The organism is Alteromonas sp. RKMC-009 (assembly GCF_003584565.2).
GTDB lineage: Bacteria > Pseudomonadota > Gammaproteobacteria > Enterobacterales > Alteromonadaceae > Alteromonas.
In genome coordinates this window covers 935,863-959,190 of record NZ_CP031010.1, presented here as the reverse complement: position 1 = coordinate 959,190, position 23,328 = coordinate 935,863, and the positions used below count along the sequence as shown (strand labels likewise).

General features: G+C 49.2%; 16 protein-coding genes. 4 read left to right on the top strand and 12 right to left on the bottom strand.

Annotated elements, in window-relative coordinates:
- Nucleotides 1–47: 47 nt before the first annotated feature.
- Both acnB and DS731_RS04150 read right to left on the bottom strand, forming a co-directional pair.
- Nucleotides 48–2,660 (bottom strand): bifunctional aconitate hydratase 2/2-methylisocitrate dehydratase, encoded by a 2,613-nt coding sequence (gene acnB, locus DS731_RS04155; RefSeq protein ID WP_119503294.1) that lies wholly within the window; start codon nt 2,658–2,660, stop codon nt 48–50.
- A gap of 188 nt (nt 2,661–2,848) precedes the next feature.
- Nucleotides 2,849–3,937, bottom strand: coding sequence for a PQQ-dependent sugar dehydrogenase (locus DS731_RS04150; protein WP_119500139.1), 1,089 nt, complete (start codon nt 3,935–3,937; stop codon nt 2,849–2,851).
- A 94-nt stretch (nt 3,938–4,031) separates the two neighbouring features.
- Between DS731_RS04150 and DS731_RS04145 the strand changes: the two genes are divergently transcribed.
- The 4 genes from DS731_RS04145 (at nt 4,032) to DS731_RS04130 (ending at nt 10,105) form a co-directional block, all read left to right on the top strand.
- Nucleotides 4,032–4,472 (top strand): hypothetical protein, encoded by a 441-nt coding sequence (locus DS731_RS04145; RefSeq protein ID WP_150154227.1) that lies wholly within the window; start codon nt 4,032–4,034, stop codon nt 4,470–4,472.
- 95 nt (nt 4,473–4,567) lie between these two features.
- Complete coding sequence (locus tag DS731_RS04140; protein ID WP_119500137.1) at nt 4,568–5,710, top strand: FIST signal transduction protein; 1,143 nt, start codon at nt 4,568–4,570, stop codon at nt 5,708–5,710.
- The gene (locus DS731_RS04135) at nt 5,710–9,024 is read left to right on the top strand and encodes a PAS domain-containing hybrid sensor histidine kinase/response regulator (protein ID WP_119500136.1); all 3,315 of its coding nucleotides are present in this window, start codon (nt 5,710–5,712) and stop codon (nt 9,022–9,024) included. Before DS731_RS04140 ends, DS731_RS04135 begins: the two co-directional genes overlap by 1 nt.
- 13 nt (nt 9,025–9,037) lie before the next feature.
- The gene (locus DS731_RS04130; RefSeq protein ID WP_119500135.1) at nt 9,038–10,105 is read left to right on the top strand and encodes a response regulator; all 1,068 of its coding nucleotides are present in this window, start codon (nt 9,038–9,040) and stop codon (nt 10,103–10,105) included.
- 16 nt (nt 10,106–10,121) lie between these two features.
- Here DS731_RS04130 and DS731_RS04125 read toward each other — a convergent pair whose 3' ends face one another.
- The 10 genes from DS731_RS04125 to DS731_RS04080 all read right to left on the bottom strand — a co-directional run bounded on the left by DS731_RS04125 (nt 10,122) and on the right by DS731_RS04080 (nt 23,049).
- Nucleotides 10,122–11,228: an energy transducer TonB gene (locus tag DS731_RS04125; protein ID WP_161599092.1), complete on the bottom strand. Its 1,107-nt coding sequence runs from the start codon at nt 11,226–11,228 to the stop codon at nt 10,122–10,124.
- Between the two features lie 95 nt (nt 11,229–11,323).
- Complete coding sequence (locus DS731_RS04120) at nt 11,324–11,971, bottom strand: class I SAM-dependent methyltransferase (RefSeq protein ID WP_161599091.1); 648 nt, start codon at nt 11,969–11,971, stop codon at nt 11,324–11,326.
- Between the two features lie 353 nt (nt 11,972–12,324).
- On the bottom strand, nt 12,325–13,629 hold the full coding sequence (locus tag DS731_RS04115; protein ID WP_119500132.1) for a tetratricopeptide repeat protein: 1,305 nt from the start codon (nt 13,627–13,629) through the stop codon (nt 12,325–12,327).
- A gap of 5 nt (nt 13,630–13,634) precedes the next feature.
- Entirely contained in the window at nt 13,635–14,243 is a 609-nt protein-coding gene (locus DS731_RS04110) for an energy transducer TonB (protein WP_119500131.1), read from the bottom strand.
- Between the two features lie 3 nt (nt 14,244–14,246).
- Nucleotides 14,247–14,654, bottom strand: coding sequence for an ExbD/TolR family protein (locus tag DS731_RS04105; RefSeq protein WP_070123859.1), 408 nt, complete (start codon nt 14,652–14,654; stop codon nt 14,247–14,249).
- 23 nt (nt 14,655–14,677) lie between these two features.
- A complete protein-coding gene (locus DS731_RS04100) occupies nt 14,678–15,202 on the bottom strand; it encodes a MotA/TolQ/ExbB proton channel family protein (protein WP_119500130.1) in 525 nt (174 codons plus the stop codon).
- A 3-nt stretch (nt 15,203–15,205) separates the two neighbouring features.
- On the bottom strand, nt 15,206–16,570 hold the full coding sequence (locus DS731_RS04095) for a MotA/TolQ/ExbB proton channel family protein (protein ID WP_119500129.1): 1,365 nt from the start codon (nt 16,568–16,570) through the stop codon (nt 15,206–15,208).
- Nucleotides 16,571–16,582: 12 nt separating this feature from the next.
- Nucleotides 16,583–17,341, bottom strand: coding sequence for a DUF3450 domain-containing protein (locus DS731_RS04090; protein WP_119500128.1), 759 nt, complete (start codon nt 17,339–17,341; stop codon nt 16,583–16,585).
- A 173-nt stretch (nt 17,342–17,514) separates the two neighbouring features.
- Nucleotides 17,515–20,166, bottom strand: coding sequence for a TonB-dependent receptor domain-containing protein (locus tag DS731_RS04085; RefSeq protein ID WP_119500127.1), 2,652 nt, complete (start codon nt 20,164–20,166; stop codon nt 17,515–17,517).
- A gap of 123 nt (nt 20,167–20,289) precedes the next feature.
- Complete coding sequence (locus DS731_RS04080; RefSeq protein WP_119500126.1) at nt 20,290–23,049, bottom strand: hypothetical protein; 2,760 nt, start codon at nt 23,047–23,049, stop codon at nt 20,290–20,292.
- Nucleotides 23,050–23,328: the final 279 nt, after the last annotated feature.

Sequence of the window (23,328 nt, the reverse complement as noted above, 5' to 3'; positions counted from 1 at the left end):
AAAAGCCGGGTCCCTGAGGTACCCGGCCCGATAGTTTATAACTCAAGTCAGGCAACATTCAATGTCGGAATGATCTTAGCCTTTGCATCCTCTTCTGCTTTCTTAAAGCTTTCCATCTTATCGAAGTTCAGATAGCGGTATACATCGGCTGCCATAGAGTCGATTTTACCGGCATATTCCATGTATTCTGCAGCCGTGGGGATCCGGCCAACAATCGCGCCGACAGCTGCCAGTTCAGCAGAAGTCAGGTATACGTTGGCACCATCACCAAGACGGTTAGGGAAGTTACGGGTCGAAGTAGACAGTACCGTGGCACCGGCATCAACACGCGCCTGGTTACCCATACACAGTGAACAGCCCGGCATTTCGGTACGAACACCCACGCGGCCGTAAATGTTGTAATAACCTTCCTCCATCAACTGGGCTTTATCCATCTTAGTGGGCGGAGAAATCCACAGGCGGGTTGGAATGGTTTTGTTGTACTGCTCCAGCAGTTTACCTGCGGCACGGAAGTGTCCGATGTTGGTCATGCAGGAACCGATGAATACTTCGTCCACCTTGTCGCCGGCAACCTCAGACAGTGTTTTCGCATCGTCCGGGTCGTTCGGGCAGCACACGATGGGCTCTTTGATTTCTGACAGGTCGATTTCAATCACTTCTGCGTATTCAGCATCTGCGTCAGCGCGCATCAAAGATGGCGACGCCAGCCACTCTTCCATCTTCTGAGCACGACGCTCAAGCGTACGGGGATCGCCGTAACCTTCATTGATCATCCAGCGCAGCATGGTGATGTTGGACTTGAGGTATTCGGCGATGGACCCTTCAGACAGGTTGATTGTACAGCCTGCTGCAGAACGCTCTGCAGAGGCATCAGACAGTTCGAAAGCCTGTTCTACCGTTAAGTCTTCCAGACCTTCAATCTCAAGGATGCGGCCGGAGAATGCGTTAATCTTACCTTTCTTCTCTACCGTCAGCAGGCCCTGCTTGATACCGTACAGAGGAATCGCGTGAACCAGGTCACGCAGGGTGATGCCGGGCTGACGCTCGCCTTTGAAACGAACCAGGATTGACTCAGGCATATCCAGCGGCATCACACCGGTAGCCGCAGCAAAAGCAACCAGACCGGAACCCGCGGGGAAAGAAATACCCAGAGGGAAACGGGTGTGCGAGTCGCCACCGGTACCGACCGTGTCGGGCAGCAGCATACGGTTCAGCCAGCTGTGGATGATTCCGTCACCGGGACGCAGGGAGACACCACCGCGGTTCATGATGAAGTCAGGCAGGGTGTGCTGAGTTTCGATGTCTACCGGCTTAGGATAAGCCGCGGTGTGACAGAAAGACTGCATGGTCAGATCCGCCGTGAAGCCAAGACAGGCCAGGTCTTTCAGTTCGTCACGGGTCATCGGGCCTGTAGTATCCTGAGAGCCCACAGTGGTCATTTTCGGCTCACAGTAAGTACCCGGACGGATACCTTCCACGCCACAAGCTTTGCCAACCATTTTCTGTGCAAGGGAGAAGCCTTTACCGGTGTCGGCGGGTTGCTCCGGCTTACGGAACAGATCAGACGGGCCCATACCCAGCGCTTCGCGGGCACGCTCAGTTAATCCGCGACCGATGATGAGATTAATACGGCCACCGGCACGAACCTCATCCAGAATTACCTTAGATTTGTAGCTGTACTCCGCCAGCAATTCGCCGGTTTCGTGATTAGTGATTTTACCTTCGAAGGGATAGATGTCGATAACATCACCCATGTTCATTTTTTCTACGTCGGCTTCGAATACCAGTGCGCCGGCATCTTCCATGGTATTAAAGAAGATTGGTGCTACTTTAGAACCGATACAGACACCACCACCGCGCTTGTTAGGCACACCCGGCAGATCTTCACCGAAGAACCACAAAACAGAGTTGGTGGCTGACTTACGTGAGGAGCCGGTACCCACAACGTCACCAACGAAAGCGACCGGATAACCTTTGGCTTTTACCTCTTCGATTTGCTTCATCGGGCCTTTCACGCCGTGCTCTTCCGGTTCAAGACCGTCACGGGTCATTTTATAAGCCGCAAGGGCATGCAAAGGGATATCAGGGCGTGACCATGCATCCGGGGCCGGAGACAGGTCGTCAGTATTGGTTTCGCCGGTAACTTTGAAGACAGAGTAAGTGATTTTGTCTTCCATTTGCTTCCTGCCAGTAAACCACTCGCCTTCTGCCCATGATGTCATCACATCAGCAGCAAATTCGTTGCCCGCTTTACGTTTTTCATCTACATCATGGAAGGCATCAAACATCAGCAGGGTATGTTTAAGTTCTTTCGCCGCCAGCGGAGCCAGTTCTTTATCATCAAGCAGCTCTACCAGTGTAGCGATGTTATAACCGCCGTGCATGTTACCCAGCAGTTCAACCGCTTTTTCTTTATCAATAAGGGGACAACTGTCTTCGCCTTTCGCAATGGCACTCAGAAAACCGGCCTTAACGTAAGCCGCTTCATCCACGCCCGGAGGAACACGCTCAGAAATGAGTTCTAATAACGTCTCTTCTTCACCAGCAGGCGGATTTTTCAGTAAGTCGACCAGACCGGCAACCTGCTCCGGATTCAGGGGTTTAGGGGGGATACCTTCAGCAGCACGTTCTTCAACATGTTTACGATATTCACTTAACACGATTGCTTCCTCCTTGTTACTCAGGCTGGAAGGATTCAACGGTCCTGAGCCTGACTACACGTTATCGACGCCGGAATTATATCGGCGCACAGTATAAAATAACACCGGACTGCACCCTTGTTACGCCTATCACCACCATTCACAAAATTTATAAATATATGGAACTACAAAAATAATGATTATTAGATTCAGAGGGGTGCAATTCGCAAAACGGTGGCGTTTTCACCATCGGTTAGTACATAGATTGCGCCTTTACGATCAATTTCAATGTCCCGTAAACGCTGATTAATAGTAGCAAACAATTTTGTTTTACGGGCAGGCGTGGTTGACATATCCACAGCGATGACGGACTGCTCTTTCAGCGTAGTCACCAGCAACTGCCCTTTCAGGCCGGGAAACAGATCACTGTTATAAAAAACCATGGCAGACGGCGCCACAGAGGGAGTCCACTCAACCAGCGGAGACTCCATGCCGGCATAATCTGTAAATGGTGAAATACGGGCACCGGAATAGTCTCTGCCCGATGTCGCTACCGGCCAGCCATAATTGAGTCCCGGGCGGAGTATATTTATCTCATCGCCCCCGTCGGGACCATGTTCGTGTTCATAGATGACGGCGGCATCTTCATCGATAGCCAGTCCCTGAGGATTGCGGTGGCCCGTTGAATAAATATAGGGCGCAGTATCATAAAATGGATTATCAAGCGGCGCGGCGCCATCCTCGCGGATTCGCAGAATTTTGCCCAATTGACTGTCAGTCCGCTGTGCATGCTCCCGGTAATCAAAACCGTCACCGGATGACACCAGCCAGGTGCCGTCATTCAGCACTGCCAGACGACCACCAAAATGAACCGGCGTGTCTTTATCCGGCGAAACTGAAAACACGACGTCGATACCGGTAATGGTATCGTTCTGAAGCGTTGCTGTGGCCACTGCCAGATGATTCGCCGTTTCTGTTCCCTGAGAAAATGTCAGTATGATACGTCCGGACAAGTCGAAGTCCTGCGCCAGCGCAATATCCAGCAGCCCCCCCTGTCCGGCTACGTACAGGTCAGGCAACGCCAGCGGTACCCTGACCAGCCGCGATTCTCCTCCGAGGATCACCACATTGCCCTCACGCTCAGTGACCAGTAACCGGCCATCAGGTAAAGGTTCCAGCGCTTTGGGATAGTGTATCGTCCATGGTGCAATACGCTTTGCCTGATAACGAATGTCTTCAGCAAAAGCGGGCAAAGCGAGAATGGTCAGAGTGATAGCAACGAGCGTGTTTTCAAACATGGAATTGTATCGTTCCTCTTGTGATCTGTAGCATGGCGTGAAAAGATGCGATAAATCAGTTTCGCACTATACATCGAAAAATCGTCTGAACAACATGCCGTTAGCAACTGCAAAATCGTTTTCACTGGCTTTTTTCCCCGCCTGGCTGCTTTGTTACTGCCTGGCAAGCGTTTTCCATACGCAAATGGTACTGCTTGAGTTGCTCCGGTTAGACGTGGTCATTCCCCTCCCGCTCTGGTTACAAACAACATTCGAAGATATCTTTGGTCTGTTACCTGTGTATGGTTCTGCCACGGCCGCCGCCCTGTTTATCGCTTTCTCTCTGTGCGGCTGGCTGACAGGAAACTTCACCCGTCTGAGGTGGCTGCTGCCACTGGCCGGTGGCGTGGCGATGCTGGTTCTGTTGATGGCCATGTACCCGGTAATGCATGTCACACTTATCGCCGGCGCCCGTTCTGCTGCCGGCCTGGCTTTACAATGTCTGGCGGGTTGTCTTGGCGGACTTGTCTTCCTGCGGATGTCCCGTCCCGGTTGATCCTGCGCATTAAATTTCAGTAAATTTATGGCGTTACCCGTAAGGTCGCGCTAGATTTATTCTATATTTTTTATGTTAGCCACGGTTGTTGCGGCATGGAAGTTACCCAACACATTATTCGCAGTACCCAAACGGAAGATGATGCTATTTTGCAGGCAATTAAAGCGCCCTGCGATTTACTGCTGGTATTCGCAAGCCCTGCATTTTTCTCCTCATCATCTTTGCTCACTGACATCATCGCCTCAGGCGTACCGGTGGCAGGTTGTGGTACCAGCGGAGAAATTACTGCCGGCGATGTGCGTGAACAGAGCGCAGTTTTCACCCGCATCGATCTTAAAGGTAAAGGATTTGCTCATATTGCCGTCAGTCAGGTGCATGAAGAAGATTATTTTAACTGCGGTAAAGCCCTTGGCGAATCGCTTCGTGGCGACGACTTAAAAGCCGTTATTATTTTTACCCGCGGTATCGACTTCGTACCCGGTGAAATGTTCGACGGCTTACACCACGTGCTCGGAACAGATTTACTGATATGTGGTGGCATGGCCGGTGACAACGCCAGTTATGTGCAGACCTTTACACTCTCTCCGCAAGGGATCAGCGATCATGATGTGGTTGCAGCCGGACTCTACGGAGACAATCTTGCCGTCAGCCAGGCCGTTATCGGAGGGTGGCAGTCTTTCGGCCCGATCCGTCAGGTTACCCGCAGCGAAAATAACATTTTGTATGAACTGGACGGCACACCTGCTCTGGATATTTATAAAAAATACCTGGGCCGTTCAGCCAGTCGCCTGCCCGTATCAGGGCTACTTTTTCCCCTTGAGATGATGGACAGCTATGACGAGCCCTCCGGGTTACTCCGCGTACTCTATGATGTCAACGAATCAGACGGCAGCCTGATTTTGGGAGGAAAGATTGAACAGGGTGCCTATCTCAGGCTCATGCATGCTTCCACAAACGATCTGATAAGCGGTGTGGAAGATGCAGCGCAGTCCTTCAGTCTCAGTGTTGAAAATCAGTTTAAGCCGGCTTTTGCTCTGGTAGTCAGTTGTCTAGCCCGCAAAATTGTCATGGGCGATCAGGTGGAAGAAGAAGTAGAGGCCATAACCAGTGCACTCGGGCAGAACCTGCCGGTTTGCGGATTCTATTCAAACGGAGAGTTTGGCCCCCTCACGGCCCCGGGCCCCTGCAAATTGCATAACCAGACAATGATTGTCACGCTTTTCGGAACGACTGACTGATGCACAGGTTGCTGTTCAGACAAATCAAGAAAACCATGGGCTTTCAGACCATTGAAGAGGCTGAACAATGGCTTGATACGCTGCTGGAGCATGCCCTTGACGATTCACTGCCACCGGCGGTTCTGACCTTATTACAGGGTCTGATGCCTTTCGTCGACAGGGTCGATACCAGCTACAAATCCCATGAAAGAGACATGGAAATCCGCGACCGCAGTATCCGTTTAAGCTCTCAGGAGCTCACTGAATCACTGGAGCTGGCCCGCCGTGATGCGGTTAAGCAAAAGCAGGCAGTACGGGAACTGAAAATAGCGGCAAATGACTTGCTGAAAGGCCTGGCCAAGCCGGAATTATCAGAAGATACAGATTCACTGAACGGACTGGCAGAGCTGATGGCTGACCTCGCCAGAGAACGTAATGAAGCACTGCATGAAGTAGAAGTTCAGCGCCGTGCCATCGACCAGCATGCGATTATTGTGGTGGTGGATAATGAAAAGCAAATCCTCTTCGCCAACAGTAAGTTCTGTGAGATTTCAGGCTATGAAGAGAAGGAGCTTAACGGCAAAAGCCTCGAAATTATCCGCAGCAGTTATCACGAAGAGAGTTTCTATACACCAATCTGGCGCGCGGTGCGGGCTGGCGAGGTGTGGCACGGCGAAGTGCACAATCTGAGAAAAAACGGCGAGACATTCTGGGTGTCCTCCACCATTGTGCCAATCGAAGGCAACGCCGGACAAGCTGAGCGGTACGTCGCCATCATGACAGACATTACCCATCAGAAACTGCTGGAGGAACGTATATCCGACAGCCAGCGTTTTTATCAGAGCATTACCGACTCTATCGGTGAGGGCATTTTCGCTGTTGACCGCAGCGGTACTATTGAATTTCTTAATCCGGAAGCCAGTCGCCTGCTCGGCTGGACTATGGATGAACTGAGAAACAGACGTTTCCACGACACCGTGCAGTTCCAGTCACCGGATAAAAAGTTCATTCCGGTACAGCAAAGCCCTCTTATTCAAACCATTAAGAAAGGTGAAATTTATTTTTCAGAAGAAACTTATTTCACCCATAAGAACGGGCTTATGTTTCCGGTTTCTATCACTGCCGTGCCACTGGAGGATGACAGGGGTAACATACGGGGACACGTCGGTGTGTTCAGGAATATCAGCGAACGTAAGAATATTGAGCAAGCCATGCGGGATGCCTTCTCTCAGGCTGAGCGGGCAAATAACGCGAAAAGCGAATTTCTCGCAAACATGAGTCACGAAATCCGCACGCCGCTTAATGCCGTACTGGGCCTTACTCATCTGGTGCTGAACTCGCCTCTTAATACTCAACAGAAAGATTATCTGCAAAAGGCCACCAACAGTGCCAACACTCTGCTGGGCATCATTAACGACATTCTGGACTATTCCAAAATTGAAGCGGGTAAGCTGGATTTAGATATTCAGCCATTCATCTTCGACGATTTACTGGAAAAAGTGTCGAATTTGTTTCAGGACAGAGCTGTCAGCAAAGGGTTATTACTGCTTTTTGATATGGGCGGCGATATGAGCCTGCCTCTGCTGGGCGATGAAAACCGCCTGATGCAGATTTTCAATAACCTGGTCAGTAATGCCGTTAAATTCACCCGGCAGGGTCAAATTATTGTGTCGGTTGAATTACAACCCCGTCAGGGACAACAGGTATCGGTTAAATTAAGCGTTACAGATACCGGTATCGGTCTCAGTGATGCCCATCAAAAAAAGCTGTTTGACCCCTTTACTCAGGCCGACGCGTCTATATCCAGACAATACGGCGGCACCGGTCTGGGCATGAGTATTACGCGCCACCTTGTCGAACAGATGAACGGCACCATTTCGGTAGAAAGCGCTCCCGGTGAAGGCAGTAAGTTCAGTATTGATCTGGTGTTACCTCTGGCCGGAACCAGCAATACTATGCCGCCTTTAGGTGCCCACCAGTTTCTTACCCTTTGCTGTCTGAACGATGCCCTTTTACCGGTAGTGGGGCTGGTGGAAAAAACGTTATCAACGCTGATGGTTCCTCATGAACACTGCACAACTCACCGTGCTGAATCTCTGCCGGAACAAACCACCCACCTGCTGGTTGTTGCAGATAAAATTACGGAAGAGCGGATGAAACAACTGGCTGAGGCATTCCGCTCGAAACAACTGGATTATTCTCACCTGCGCATCCTCACCCCGGGCAATCAGGAGGAGATGCGTCATCTTCTGATCAGTCACGGATTGTCTGATGCCGCTGTGATGCAACTTCCGTTTACCCAGCGTTCTATGCACGACTTCCTCAATCAGGGAGCAATGATTAAGGACGCTCAAACGGGTTTCACTTCACTGGACGACATTGGCCTGGTTGAGCGCAGGCTCAACGGCAAACATGTACTGATAGCTGACAGCGACGACATCAGTCAGACCGTAATGTCCCAACAACTTAATTCTGCCGGCATTAAAGCTACCAGTGTCTCTTCCGGCGCAGACTGTATCACCTTGTGTAAACAGCTGACCTTTGACGCCATTATTCTGAACAATAAATTACCTGACATTCCCGGCTGGGAAGTGGCTGAAAGTCTTGTATTTGGCAACAGCCTGACCACCCCGATTATCTGCACTTCCACAGAAGATGCCTCTGCCATTGAAGATTTAATCAGTGATTCCGGAATGTGTGCCTTGCTCACCAAGCCGGTAAGCAATGATGATCTACTCCGTACTCTCGATAATTACATGATTTATACCGGCGAAGCAGAACACGCCGGCGATGACTTCGACGACATAAAAGATCCCTATGCGTCACTGCTTCAGAGTTTTTACCGGAAATACAGTGTCAGCGGAAATACCCCCTTTGACTTCCTTGTTGAAGGTCTGCAGCAACAGTCATCAGTGCCGGTGGAAATTCTTGCAGGGATCAGAAAAGATGCCTCAGCGATTGGCGCGAAGCCACTGAAGAAAATGCTCGGCGCACTGCTGCAGCAGGATACTCCGGCTGAGCTGGTTCACGCCGCCATTCCCAAACTTGCCGGAGAGCTGGATATGACGTTGAAGAAAGTCGTTGCCAGCCTGGATGCACTGAGCAATGTTGAGGAAAAACAAGAAAATGAACAGGATTTCACGTCACAAGTTCAATTTATACTAAACTTACTGGAAGACTACGATGCAAAAGCATCGGACAACCTGCAACAACTCTATAGTGAACATCAGCAGTCTCCCCATCGCTGGGTGCTGCAACAGGCAATACAGAAAGTATCTCAATACGATTTTGAAGCTGCGGCTGTGCTCTTGCAGCCATTAGTAAACGGGCAATAACTGTGGGCGTAAAGTGAAAGCGTTTAGTGTTTTAATCGTTGATGACGAACCGGCAAACATTGATATTCTCAAAGATATACTGATCCATCAATATCAGGTAAAGGTGGCACCGTCGGGGGAAATTGCACTGAAAATTGTCAGTAAAGCCCCTCCCGATCTTATTTTGCTTGATGTCATGATGCCCCATCTGGATGGTCTGGAAGTGTGCCGGAGATTGAAAGCAGATCCGGCCACGGCCTCCATCCCGGTGATTTTTGTCACGGCGCTCGGGCAAGGTGAAGATGAAGAGCGCGGATTCGCCGCCGGCGCAGTGGACTATATTGCCAAGCCTATTGTACCCGCCATTGTGCTGGCCCGGGTAAAGACCCATATTTCACTTGCCCATCAGCAACGGGTCACCCGCCAGGAAGTGGAGGAACGGACAAAAGAACTTCAGGTAAGTCAGTTGAGTGCTATCAGTATGCTTGCTGCAGCGGGTCACTATAACGATACCGACACGGGACTGCATATCTGGCGGATGGCGGCTTATGCCAGGAGGCTGGCCACTGCCACGGGATGGTCTGTGGAAGCAGCCAGATTGCTGGAACATGCAGCTCCTATGCATGACACGGGAAAAATAGGCATTCCCGACAGCATTCTGAAAGCGCCCAGGAGGCTGACAGACGAAGAAATGGTGATCATGCGGACCCATGCTCAAATCGGTCACGATATCTTATCTAACAGCCATTCACCGTTGTTCAAACTGGCTGCTGAAGTGGCGGTGAGTCATCATGAGCGCTGGGATGGCTCTGGCTACCCGAATGGACTGAAAGGGACAAATATTCCCGAGTCAGGCCGTATCGTTGCTATCGCTGATGTGTTCGACGCGCTGACCATGATAAGACCTTACAAAAAAGCATGGAGCGTCAGCGACGCTTTTGACTACATCCGCGATAACGCAGGTTCTCATTTTGATCCGGCACTGGCAGAGAAATTCCTGACCATAAAAGATGACATTATCAGCATTAAAGAAAAAGCGGATAATGCCTCTTCTGAGAATGAAGAATCAGTCTTTTACGCCGGATTTGTGGAGGAGAAATAACCCCTGTGCAGCCCACTCAACCCAATTTAAAATCCATTCTGACCATGCGCGATTTCGTTGCAACCGCATTACCACCGACAAATCTGGGAGCATAACGCCAGTGTTCCAGCGCCTTTATTGCTGCGGTACCAAACATGCTGCCACCGTCAGTTTCTATCAATTCAATATCACGGACAAAGCCTTCATCATCGATAGTAAATGACAGGACTGCACTGCCGTCTTTACCCCGCCTTGCATAAGACACCGGATAATCCGGGTTTACACGATAAAGCGGCTCGGGCTCCTGATCATCTGACCACGGCTTCATTTTCCCTATCGCCCGGCAGTGCTCTGTAGCCTTATCTGACTCTCCTTTCTTCTCATACAAACCGACCAGTTTCGCATGGGCATTCAATGCGTACGGATGGGAGAAATCAAGATTACTGTCGAAGGTATCAGCAACAATCTCATAATTCTCGATGGCCGCAGAACGGTGGTTATAACTCTCATACACCAAACCCAGCAACAAGCGGGATTCCAGAGTCCGTAAATCTTTATCCCCCCAAAAGCCATCAACGATACTCAGGTTGTCTTTATAGAAACGCAATATTGCGTTGTTGGTCACTCCTAAGATTGAATTGATAACTACTGTGGCAGCAAGGTAATGCGTCATAACCTTCTGAGCATCATCTTTAAACTGGATGTCGTCCATGTTGAGAATGATGTAACGACTCAGCCGTTGTGAAAAGCTGACTTTAGCCTTATCCATGCCCTTAAGCTTATTCACTGCACTGAGAATATCGATGTGCATATTCAGTAACGCAGGGGAGTTTTCTTCATACAGCGAATCGTATTGCTCCAGTACAGCTTTGAACTGGCTGACAGCCTCATCCATATAGTCCTGCTGTGCGAGCATATTGGCGTAGGAATGCCTGAGCTTCACCGCATTTTCGCTGTCAGCACCGTATTTTTGCTGACCCAGCTGCCAGGCTTGTTTCGCCAGCGCCGTACTCAGTACGATGTCATCTTTTTCCACCGCCTCCTTAAACGCACGGTAGACCTCACTGAATTCATCAGCCGCAGCAGACATTGAAAGCATTGAAGATAAAAGTGTGATTTGTGCGAGTCGTTTAAGACCACTCATGACAGCATCCTTGTTCATTAGTGAGTTTTCACTGTAGTGAAATGATGCTTTAAAAGCAAACCCGGCTTGCTGGCCGGGTTTGTTGGAAGGGAATATCAGATTTTTGTGGTTTTAAGGAAAATACAGTTCTGGCTGATGTGCTCACTGTCAAGACGCAGTCCGAACTCAGGTAAACTGGCCAGCACTTCTTCCCGCGTGTAAGGACGGTTAAGGATACCAATAGATTGTCCGTAATCGTTCACCTTCGTACTGATTTTATTCATAAACCCTTCACCGGGATATAGCAGCACATTCATGTAGAGGGTACCGCCTTTTTTCAGCACTCTGACAATTTCATGCATGGCTTTTTCAATCCCGCCAATGGTGTGATAACCGTTTGGCAGATTCGCAGTATCGAACGTTTCGTCCTCGAAGCTCATATTTCTCAGATCTTCGATGGCCAGCTCAGCCCCTTTCAGCTTCTTCCTCGCGCCCCCCATCAGGGCTTTGGAATAATCTACGCCTACCAGTGAAAACGGCTGATCTTTCTGTTTTTTTCGCGCATGTTTCATGCAAATTTGGGTGAATGTACCGGTACCGATAGCACATTCAAGATGTTTACCTTTAAGGTTTTCGGCAAAAAAACGGACCTGGGAAGATAAGGTATTGCGGTACGCCAGGGTCAGAATAAAAAAACCACGGACGTCATAAAGCATCGGCGTCAGGTTATAACTGTTTTCATTAATGATACTTTCATCTGACATGACAAAATGCCCTCTTTCAAAAAACTGCCGTTCATATTCAGCTATCATGACGACAGACAGCCCGGCTAACTAACACGGGCTACTATCCACGCTTTACAAAACTATACATCAGGTGGAGAAAAAACTACGTATACCAAACATATACATAGGAATGAATCCGCAACACGCAGAATAAATACTATGCCGGACAGCCGGAATCACGAGCCATGAGCATAGTCGCTGACATGCGCTATGTAAATGAAAGTAAAATGACATCTTACAAACATAAAAAAGGCCGGTTATCCCTTTTTTATCAGGACAACCGGCCTCTTTGTACCCGTGTGGCATGCAACGGGCTTAGCATTTAACACTTATCAAATTTCAGCCATCGCTTCCTGTTGAGTCTTCTCAGACTGTACAAAGCGCTTCCATTGCTGTGCCATTGCTTTGCTCTTTTGATGCTTTTCAGCTTCAGCAAGCTGATCCAGTGCTTTGGCGTACTGCTTATTGTTGTACAGTGCCATGCCTTTAATCAGATATACAATACCCGGATTCCGTAACTGACCTTTTTCAATAGCATGGTCAGCAGCGGTAATGGCATCATCCCAGCGTTCAGCATTCAGCAATACCTGTGCGAGCTGGGCATCCAGTTCGCCGTCTTCTGACAATTCAGCGGCAGACTGCATCACCGGAATGGCTTTATCCTGCTCTTTGGCAAGGGTCCAGCTCTGGCCAAGGAAACGTAAGTTACGCAGGTTCTTTTCCAGCGTACCGTCTTTCATCGCCTGTTCCATCAGCAAAGCGCCTTTATAAGGGACTTTGTGATAGTAATAAAGCTGTGCGAGGTTGAAGATGTCGGCAGACGATTCCACGTAACCTTGCTGATAAGCTGATTCCATGATTGCCAGTTGCTTGCGTTCTTCACCCAGTTCACCGTACATGCCGGCAAGCTGGATCCAGTACTTGGGCTCGTCAAACAACTTCACCAGTTTAATCAGAACATTCTTCACCTTTTCAGGCTGTTTCAGTTCATAGTAAATGGCCCGCTGCAGAATCAGCCAGTTCTCATCAGGGAGCATGCCCTCAGCTTCATGATCAGCAATCGCTTTAGTGATGAACGGTTCGGCTTTAGCGTATTCCTTATTCTGATAATAAGCCTGAGCTTTTAAAATCAGATTCTTAGGCGGAACGACACCGTCGTTCAATGCTTCCCAGCGCTCAAGATATGCAATACTCTTGTCGTAGTTACCCTGCATCAGGTTTAACTGAGCAAGACTGAACAAGGTCGTCATCTCAAACTTTTCAGGGATCGGCTGCTGCTCCACCACCTGCGCAAAGCTGTCTAATGCTTTATCGTACTGCTCATCGTTGTAATAGATGAAGCCGTAGAAGTTATACATCATGGCTTTTTCGTAGCTGTTCATCGAACTGTCTTTGCCTTTCACCTCATCCAGGATGGCAATGGCTTCAGGAATATTTCCTTCATCGCCGGCCGCCTGAGCGCGGGCTAACTGTTCGTAAACTTTGCCACGCAAAGTCGGTACTTTGCGGGTTTTCTTTTCGCTGGCTTTAACTTCCTGAGCCTGTGCCTGCGCGCTGATAACAACGGCGGGTACAACTGCCAGGTTTAAGGCCAGTGAAAAAGCGCAAACCAAACGTTTGGATAAATGATTCTTCATAGTACTTACCCGTCAATCTGGAAGGTGATTCGGTTCTGCACGCCGGACACTTCAGTCGCTTCACCGTTAACAACACGGGGCTTATATTTAAACTTCATGGCGGCATCCATCGCAGCCTGCTCAAATATGCCCGAAGGGTTAGCTTCTACAACAACCGGATCGCGCACTGTACCCTGTTTGGTTACCGTAAACTCCACAATAACGAAACCTTCGATACCACGCTGCAATGCACGACGGGGATAGACCGGCGCAACTTTAACGATAGGCAGATACTCACCGTCTCCGGATTCAAGTGCTAAGCCGCCGTCCAGGGCTACGTCAGCGCCAACATCACCACCGAAGTCCATAGACGTACCATTGGCGTCAGGCGAAGGCGAATCCATTTGCGGTGAACTCATTTGCGGCGGTGGCTCTTTTGGCGGTGGTGGCTTCCGGGGCTTACGGTCTTTTTGTTCAACCGTTTCCTCTTTCTTCACCCGCACAAAGTCAAGCACACTGCCTTTTGGTGGCTCTGTTAACGCACTGCCGCCCATCTTGATGAGTGATTGCATCAAGAAGAACAGGCCGAGCGTAATCGCCAGCGAAATGACAAATGCGATGATAAATCGTGGCATGGCTTAAGGCTCTTGTGCTGCGATTGAAACTTCGTAAACACCCGCCGCACGGGAGGCATCCATAACTTTGATCAGCGTATCGGTGGTGGCCTTCTGATCTGCCTGAATCACCACAGTACCCTGCGGGTTTTCAGCATGCAGACGCTCGATGTTGGCCTGTACCGCACGTACGTCAACACGACGCTTGTTGATCCAGATTTCACCGGTATCAGAAATCGCGATAAGAATGTTAGCGCGATCCTGTTTTACTGCGGTGGCCGCTTCAGGACGGTTTACATCGATACCGGCTTCTTTCACGAAAGACGCCGTTACAATGAAGAAGATAAGCATGATGAAAACAACGTCCAGCATGGGCGTCATATCAATTGTGGCTTCTTCTTCGTCAATCAGATTTTGAAAATGCTGCTTCATAATAAGGTTCCTGACAGAAAGGCTTAGCCTTTGCGATCAATAATCAAGGCGTCTTCTAAGTGTGTGCGTTCGGTCTTCACCATACGGTTCAGCCAGGTCGAGGCGAATACGCCTGACAACGCGCCAACCATACCCGCCATTGTCGGGATAGTGGCTTTAGATACACCAGATGCCATAGAGCGGGCGTTACCCGAGCCGGAGATGGCCATTACATCAAAAACTTCAATCATTCCGGTAACCGTACCCATCAGACCCAGCAGCGGACACAATGCCACCAGCGCCTGAATAATCGGAATGCTGCCCCGTAAACGAATGGTCAGTGCAGAAATCGTTTTCTGGCGTACTTGCTCAGCAAACCAGGAGGAACGATCACTGCGGGCTTTCCATTCAGCTACGGCCTGTTTCTTAAAGTTCTTGTGCCAAATCAGCAGGTACATCGCACGCTCGAGAATAAGTAACCACATGATGAAAATCAGCAGACCGATGACCAGGAGAACCTGGCCCCCTGTCTCTGTAAAATCACGAATGGCTTCGAGAAATGCGATCATGGCTTAGCCCCGCTCAGCGCGCTCTGCGATAACACCAGACGCCTGCTCTTGCAGCACGTACACGATATTCTTACTACGGGTATTCAGCATGGCGTATAACAATGTCATAGGAATTGCTACAACCAGACCCAGTACTGTAGTTACCAGTGCGGTAGAAATACCACCTGCCATCAGTTTCGGGTCACCGGTACCAAACAGGGTAATTGCCTGGAAGGTGTTAATCATACCGGTTACTGTACCTAACAGACCCATCAGAGGCGCAACCACTGAGATAATCTTGATAATGGTCAGGTTACGACCCAGTTTTGGTACTTCACCTAAAATCGCTTCTGTTAAGTGCAATTCCAGCGCTTCAACATCCGCATTAGGGTGATCTTCACGTACTTTCAGTACACGGCCCAGCGGGTTGTCAGTTTTGATTTCTTTACGCTTAAGTTGCTTTTGTACTTTCGCGTTAATCAGCGTCAGACTGATAAGACGCTCAATCGCCAGAAGCAGACCAATAGCACCTACGATAAGGATGATGTAGCCCACTTCACCGCCCTGCTCTACACGCTCTTTCAGATCAGGTGCCTGAACCAGCAGACCCAGGATAGAACCGCCTGTAGGGTCAATACCAAACTCAACCAGTTCGCCGTTTGAGTTTTGCAGCGCCTGTGCAGAATCGCCGTAACGGTCAGCCGGCTGGCGAACCAGTTCAGCTACTGTGCCGGTGATGCCGTTGAAGTCGAGGTATTTACCGTTAGCAACCAGTGCAAACGGACCAACACGTACGATTTCTTTATTAACTTTCTCGCCGCCGGCTTCAACAACAGACGTGTCGAACTTAGTCACTTTGCCTGACTCAGTCATTTCACGCTGCATTTCAAACCATACGCGCTCAATCTCTTCGATAGACGCTAACTTTGAGCTCTTACCCATTGACTGTGCCATGTTGTCAAGAAACTCAGCGCGGCCGGGGATTTGAGCGGAAACAACAGAGTTCTGGAATTTGCTCTTGGTGTCACCGGCAACCTGCTGCAGTACACCGAACAGTTCTTTCAAAGAACCTAAACGGGTATCCAGAGCGGCATTCAGATCGGCCAGTTTAAATTCGTTTTCTTCAAACTGAGTTTCCAGACTTTCTGAATTCGCCAGCGCCTGATCACGCTTCTTGCGGGTATCAGCCAGGATCTGGTCCTGCTGAGCACGCTGTTGTGCGAATTCCTGTTCACGTTGCTTATTCTGTTGTGATTGGGCGAACTGGCCTTCTTCCAGTTGCTTCAACAGGGCATCAAGATCCAGTGCGCGGTCGTTTTCTGCCATTGCACCGAAGCTTAATGTTGCAGCGGCAAGACCAGCTGCTAAAAATTTAATCTGCTTTAACATGGTCAATACCTCTTAGTCCGTGATTGCAACAGGCAGCATTAACAGGTCTGGTGCAAGCTGTTTCTTCGCCATGCGCAGACCTTTAGTGATCTGTGTACGGTAGCTGCTGTCCAGTTCTTCCCACTGACGTGTTTGTTTATTCCAAACACCTTGCTTACCAGCGTCACGGGTTTGGTAAATCAGTGCAGTACGGCCAAGACGTAAAAACTCAACGTCACGCTCTGTACCGTCAATTTCATGGATACCGGTGTAAGCTTCCATAGTGCGGCCGTAATCCATCTCAACCTGGTAGGCTTCCATAACACGACGGAATTTCTCAGAGGCAGACACGTCAGCACGATCCATCATGTCTTTTAAGTCAGCGATACGCTTGGCACGCTCTTCTTCCAGGAAAGGCACGTCCAGGGCAACGAATTGCTCCAGACCGTCAATCATACGAATCATTAACGGCGTGATTTGACGCTCGATAACTGAAACTTCGTCGATTGATGCGTTCAGATCAGCCATTTCCTGTTCCTGGTTGGCAATCTGTTTGCGCAGCTGGTTGTTATAAACTTCCAGTCCTTCGATTTCTTTATTCAACGTTTTGAACGTTTGAAGTTTATTATCGATTTGGTCAGCGATATTGTTGATTTTGTCTTGTGATTTAGCTGCACTTTCATTGATTTTTGCAGCCTCATCGACAACGGGTTTCAAGACGCTATCGTCTTGTGCCATGGCGGTAGTGGCCGTCAGGGCGCTCGCCAGCAGCAACGAGTTGAAAAGCTTCATACATTCAAACCTTACTGTTAAAAGGAATCGGATTTAACCGAGCGTAAATTTCTGCGCGTAGGATAGGAACTTTCTATGACAGTTTTATTACATGACTGTCATATTTCCTCTGTCATAATCCGACGGGAGGTGATGAAAAAAGAGCCGCTGATGCGGCTCTTTTTGAGTTGATTTTAGAAGTCATAGCGATAAGCCAGACTGAAAGACGTTCCCACGGTTTCGGACCTTAGGAGTGTGTCCTCAAACTCAATTTTCTTTTCCTGATCAAGCATATTCTGCACTTTCAATGTGACAGTGGTATTAAAATCAGGGTACCACTTGTACACCACATCCAGAGAGTGGAAAGGCTGCTCGAAGCTGTCATCGAACCCGTCGATGCCGGGAATAAGAATACGCGGACCAAACACGTTATAGACTAAAGATGCAGAGTGTTCGCCGTTATCTGAGTCGTAACCTAACTGCGTATTGACTACCCATTTAGAGTGACCTGTCATTGCACGCGTAGTATTAGTGATAGATGTAGACACACCGGTTTGCTGTTCAATGGCTGCCGGATCAAGCTCGATCTCAGAGTCACTTAACGTCAGGTTACCGGACAGGAACAGGTTGTCCCATACGCCGTCACCGATCACCTCAAGCCCTTGCAGGAACTCCACTTCCACACCGTACATCTTACCGGTTTCGGCATTAGCGATACGGATGAGCGGCGGACCGTCCTGTGCAGGTGACTGAACAGATTCAATAGGTGTATCCATGTCTTTGTAGAACAAACCTACAGACAGGTTGTTACCGGCCTCACGGTACCATTCCCAACGAATATCAAAGTTATCGATGGACGTGGTTTCCAGACCCGGCGTACCACCCACAGGGTTTTCAGTCAGCGGATCGATGTAGGTAGCGGAAGACACTTCACGTAAGTCAGGACGTACTACCGTTTTACCGTAGCTGAAACGCAACTGCATATCCTGCTCAAGGAAATAAGTCACTGCCAGAGACGGATAGAAATCGGCTTCAGCAAACGCCAGCTGTGAACGGTCTGCATCATCAGTTAAGTCAAACTGGTTTGTACGGGGGTCAAAAGGTACAACAGCCTGACGGAAGTCTTCGTAACGCACACCACCACTGAAGCGCCACAGGTTGTTCCAGAACAGATCCGCTTCGAAGTAATACGAATCCACTTTCTGACCGGCGGCATAGTCATCACCGGCAACGGTGGTGTCACGTAGCAGGTTCTGTGTGGTGTAGCTGGCATTGTCCAGCGCTTCATCGTCAAGCACTTCGTCAAACTCATAGCCGGTAAGCAATGAGGTATCAGAGAAAGCACGGGTGCTCACGTCAAGACGGCGGTTTTCAGCAGTACGGGTTTTGGTCAGGAAATTTCCACCCGCTTTAAATTCCATCTCCCACTTATCTACCATCAGCGGATAGTTGAAGTTGTAGGCATAGTTTTCTACGCGGTCATGAAGACCCTGGAATGAATAACGTCCGGCAACGGTAGAGTTACTCACGCTGCTTTCGGTTTCACGATCGTAAATACCATCCAGGTTTTCGTCTTCAAGCAGGAAGCGGGCTTCCATATTACCCGGCGCGTCACGCAGTGAACGGCCCAACGAGTATTTCCAGTCAAACCCTAAGAAACCCAGTTCAGGGAACGTATGGGTACCACGAATCTGATTGGTGAACAGTTTACGTTCTTCGTACTGCACTTCATATTTGCGAACACGCTGGTTATCAGACAACGTGATGTTCGCCGTATTACCAATCATGTCACGGATCTGGTCACGGGTATCGCTCAGTACAATAACACTGTAATCCACGCGGTGCTGGCGGTTATAGTCGATACCGACGTTAAACAGTGAAGACCACTTCACAGATTTCTCTGTAGTGTTCACTTCGTCGTAGTAACGGACCATACGGATTTCATCGCCGTTACGCAGTGGCTGCTCACCGATGTATTCTTCACTCACATTGGTAGAACGGTCATAACCGGTAGCAACAAGGAAACCGAAACGCCAGTCGTCGTTATAATCGAAACTGTTACCGATGGAGAAGTTGCCTTTCATATCAGGGTCAACACTTTCCAGTACAGGGTCGTAGTCACGGTTTAATTGCTTAAACAGCGCGACAGATTCCTCCTGGCTTAAATCATCCAGAAAGTCTTTGCTGGCATACTGGGCTGCAATATCAGCAGGCATGGCACGGGTGCCGTCATCTTTACCCATCCAGTCATCGCTGCCGCCATTGTACATGTAGGCATCGTCAAAGTTATCGGAGTTGTAACCTAACTGGCCCTGCACACTCATCACAAAATCGGAAGGAATGGTACGCAAACGGATATCTACGTTACCACCGCCAAACGAAGCCGGCATTGAAGGCGAATACGCTTTCTGAACCGATAAGCTTTCGATAATAGAAGACGGGAATAAATCGAGAGGCATAACGTTACGGGTAGGATCCGGGCTTGGTACTGCCAGACCGTTTAACTGGGTAGATGAATAACGTTCACCCAGACCACGAACGTAAATGAACTTACCGTCAACCAGGGTCAACCCTGTTACACGACGCAATGCTGATGCCGCATCTGAGTCACCGGTACGAGAGATTTGCTCAGCACCCATGATATCCGCAACAAACGCCTGGTTCTTACGTTCTTCCATAACGGCAGTCGCCGTACCTTTTAAGCGGGTGCCGGTGGCAACCACTTCTTCAATGACTTCTTCGTCATTGGTTTCCTGAGCAACTGCGGGCGCGATGCTGGCAGATAATGTTGCCAGTACAGCCAGACTCAGTGGTTTGACAGGAAACCTGATTGCAGGCTTTTTCATTGTAAACCTCGTGGAAAAGCGTTCTTACAATACAACGATAAAAATCGATGCTTTTAATACTTAAAAAGCAAGCACGTTACTTTTACCGCAACGTGCCTGCTCTGATGGTGGGATTAGGAGTGATTACTCCAGACCAACAGTCCAGCCAGCTGTCCAGTCGTTGTCTTCAGATACTGCACCTACGAAGTCAGCATTGTCGAAGAACGTGTCGCCAGTCCAGTCTTTAGGCGTTACTGCATCAGTGATGCTGTAGATACCGTTAACTACTTCAGCCTGAGTAGCAACAACTGCGTTGCCGGTCATGGTGTTCAGGAACCAGTTTTCCAGGTCAACTGCACCGTCATCAAACTTGAAGTTCTCGTCGTTTTCACAAGCGATAACAGAGTTAGTGAAGGTTGTTGTACCGTCAGACAGGTTAGCTTGTGATTCGTTAACGTTTTCGATTTCGAAACACTCACCCATGCCTGCAGGGCCTGTTACGATGAAGTTAGACAGCTGAGCGCCTGTACCTTCACGTAAGTAAACACCTTCAGAATCGTCATCACCGTCAAACTCGTTACCGATAATAGTGACGTTAGACAGAGTCGGGTTAGACTGTGGCTCATTAGCCGGGTCTGAACCGTCGTTGTCAGCTTCGATACCACGGTTTGCATCAGAGTTGTCAGTCGCCTGGCGCACTAATACATACTGCATACGACCCTGGAAGCCGTTATCCCAGTCAATGCTGTCGTCCTGGTTGTCAGTCAGTACTACGTACTTCATGTCAACGTTACCGCCGAAGAACTCAACACCATCGTCAGATGATTTGTGGATTTGAACGTAGCTGATATCAGTACCTGAACCAACACCGCCCATAGTCAGACCTTGCAGCTCGTTGTCCGGTGCGATTTCGAAACCAGAGTACATGATACGCACGTAGCGGATAGTCCCTGAGTTATCAGCAGTGTCTGTACCACCGAATACTGCGCCTTCTTCTGCACCTTCAATTTGCAGTGAACATGCGCCAGATTCAGGACACTGGTTAGATGGCGCGTTACCCAGCATTACCAGACCACCCCACTGACCAGGCTCACCGGCGTCAGACGCCACATCAGCTTGTGAAGTGAAAGTGATTGGGTTTGCAGCAGTACCCTGCGCATCAATTTTAGAGCCACGGCTGATTACCAGGTAATCGTTACCGCTTGCACCGTACAGTGTTACACCGTCTTCGATAGTCAGTGTGGTGTTGTCAGCATTGTCATTACCGATGAATACTGCACCAGACAGAGCATACATGTTGCCTTCAGTCAGTGTCAGGTCAGAAGTAATACGGCCAGACAGTTCACATGTTGTGGTTGTACCGTCAACAGAAGTGATTTCAGACGTACCGGTAGGGCAACCTTCTACAGTTTCAACTACGCCGGTCACTTCACCGCCGCCGTAACCAAATGCCCAGCCTTCACGCCAGTCAGTTGTTCCGTCTAACGCACCGATGTAGTCAGTTGCATCGAAGAAACCGTCAATCTGAGATGCATCAGCACCGGCACCTAACAGCGGGCTGCCTGAAGTAGGAGAACCGTCTGCATTCAGTGCAATAGCTTCAGATACAGAGTTACCTGTCATGGTGTTCAGGAACCAGTCTTCAAGGTCAACTGCACCGTCGTCATTCTTGAAGTTTTCGCCGTTACGACAAGCCATAACAGAGTTTTGAATCGTGATAGTACCGTCAGCCAGGTTAGCCTGAGATTCAGTCACGTTTTCAACTTCGAAACACTCGCCCATACCAGCAGGACCCGTTACAACCATGTTGTAGATCTGTGCGCCGGTACCTTCACGAAGGTAAACACCTTCTGAATCGTCGTCACCGTCGAAGTTATTACCAATGATTGTCATGTTAGCAATCATAGGATTAGATTGAGGCTCGTTAGCCGGATCTGAACCGTCGTTATCCGCTTCGATACCACGGTTTGCGTCAGAATCGTCAGTGGCATGCTCGATGAATGCATACTGGATTTTACCGGTGAAGCCGTTATCCCAGTCTAATGAATCATCCTGAGCGCCAGTGATCAGAACATATTTCAGTTGCGGGCTACCGCCGAAGAATTCGATACCGTCATCTGAAGATGCGTGTACCTGGATGTGGTCGATAGAAGTACCTGAACCCACACCCCCCATAGTCAGACCTTGCAGCTCGTTATCCGGTGCAATTTCGAAACCTGAGTACTTGATAACCATGTAGCTGATTGAACCGGAGCTGTCTGTATCGTCTGTTCCACCGAATACCGCGCCTTCTTCAGCACCTTCGATTTGCAGAGAACAGTCACCTGTATCAGGACACTGGTTAGATGGCGCATTACCCAACAATACCAGACCACCCCACTGACCAGGCTGAGCGTCACCGCCAACTACGTCTTCAATTGAAGTAAGGATTACCGGTGCTGCTGCAGTACCGTTTGCTTCAATAGTAGAACCACGGCTGACAACCATGTAGTCGTTACCGCTGCGACCGAAGATAGTTGTGCCCGGCTCAATAACCAGGTTTACGCTGTCTGCGTTGTCACTACCGAAGAAAACCGCGCCGTCTAGCGCCCATACGGTGTCGTTAGTCAGAGTAATGTTACCGCTGTCGTCTGCGTCATCAGCAGTTAAACGACCAGACAGTACGCGAACAGTGACGTCGCTGTCAAATGCAGTTGAAACTTGAGTGCTCAGACCTGAGCTCACTTCGCCGGGTGCAGTATCAGTATCGCCAGAATCACCTGAACCAGAATCGCCACTACTTCCGTTGTTATTTGTAACGCTGTTGTCGATGTCGCCTTCGCTGATATTGATGTCACCACCACAGCCGGCTAAAACAAGCGCTGCTGCGATTGCTGAAGCCTGAAATAAGTGCTTAAGTTCCATTCATCTCTCCAAGTGCAAATATAATTATGGATTTAGAAAACGCAGGCACTTTACCTAAGCTAAATGACACATTTGTTACACTTCTGCGTTGTCACAAAACTTTCACAGTGAAAAGTGAACTTTTAGTATCTAAATCAGACCTGTAGGATGATTAAAAATCTTAGTATATGATTTTGCTTAATTTATTATTTCCCGTCACAGGGGGAATTAAAGGCTGGATACGTTGTTTAGCGTTAAAAAAGCGGCACTCCGGCGAGTTTGCCGGTAACAATTAAACGA

What these genes read in the sequence shown, in the direction of transcription:
- DS731_RS04150 (WP_119500139.1), bottom strand. Translation starts at nt 3,937, where the DNA reads ATGTTTGAAAACACGCTCGTTGCTATCACTCTGACCATTCTCGCTTTG.
- DS731_RS04145 (WP_150154227.1), top strand. Translation starts at nt 4,032, where the DNA reads ATGCCGTTAGCAACTGCAAAATCGTTTTCACTGGCTTTTTTCCCCGCC.
- DS731_RS04140 (WP_119500137.1), top strand. Translation starts at nt 4,568, where the DNA reads ATGGAAGTTACCCAACACATTATTCGCAGTACCCAAACGGAAGATGAT.
- DS731_RS04135 (WP_119500136.1), top strand. Translation starts at nt 5,710, where the DNA reads ATGCACAGGTTGCTGTTCAGACAAATCAAGAAAACCATGGGCTTTCAG.
- DS731_RS04125 (WP_161599092.1), bottom strand. Translation starts at nt 11,228, where the DNA reads ATGAGTGGTCTTAAACGACTCGCACAAATCACACTTTTATCTTCAATG.
- DS731_RS04120 (WP_161599091.1), bottom strand. Translation starts at nt 11,971, where the DNA reads ATGTCAGATGAAAGTATCATTAATGAAAACAGTTATAACCTGACGCCG.
- DS731_RS04115 (WP_119500132.1), bottom strand. Translation starts at nt 13,629, where the DNA reads ATGAAGAATCATTTATCCAAACGTTTGGTTTGCGCTTTTTCACTGGCC.
- DS731_RS04110 (WP_119500131.1), bottom strand. Translation starts at nt 14,243, where the DNA reads ATGCCACGATTTATCATCGCATTTGTCATTTCGCTGGCGATTACGCTC.
- DS731_RS04105 (WP_070123859.1), bottom strand. Translation starts at nt 14,654, where the DNA reads ATGAAGCAGCATTTTCAAAATCTGATTGACGAAGAAGAAGCCACAATT.
- DS731_RS04100 (WP_119500130.1), bottom strand. Translation starts at nt 15,202, where the DNA reads ATGATCGCATTTCTCGAAGCCATTCGTGATTTTACAGAGACAGGGGGC.
- DS731_RS04095 (WP_119500129.1), bottom strand. Translation starts at nt 16,570, where the DNA reads ATGTTAAAGCAGATTAAATTTTTAGCAGCTGGTCTTGCCGCTGCAACA.
- DS731_RS04090 (WP_119500128.1), bottom strand. Translation starts at nt 17,341, where the DNA reads ATGAAGCTTTTCAACTCGTTGCTGCTGGCGAGCGCCCTGACGGCCACT.
- DS731_RS04085 (WP_119500127.1), bottom strand. Translation starts at nt 20,166, where the DNA reads ATGAAAAAGCCTGCAATCAGGTTTCCTGTCAAACCACTGAGTCTGGCT.
- DS731_RS04080 (WP_119500126.1), bottom strand. Translation starts at nt 23,049, where the DNA reads ATGGAACTTAAGCACTTATTTCAGGCTTCAGCAATCGCAGCAGCGCTT.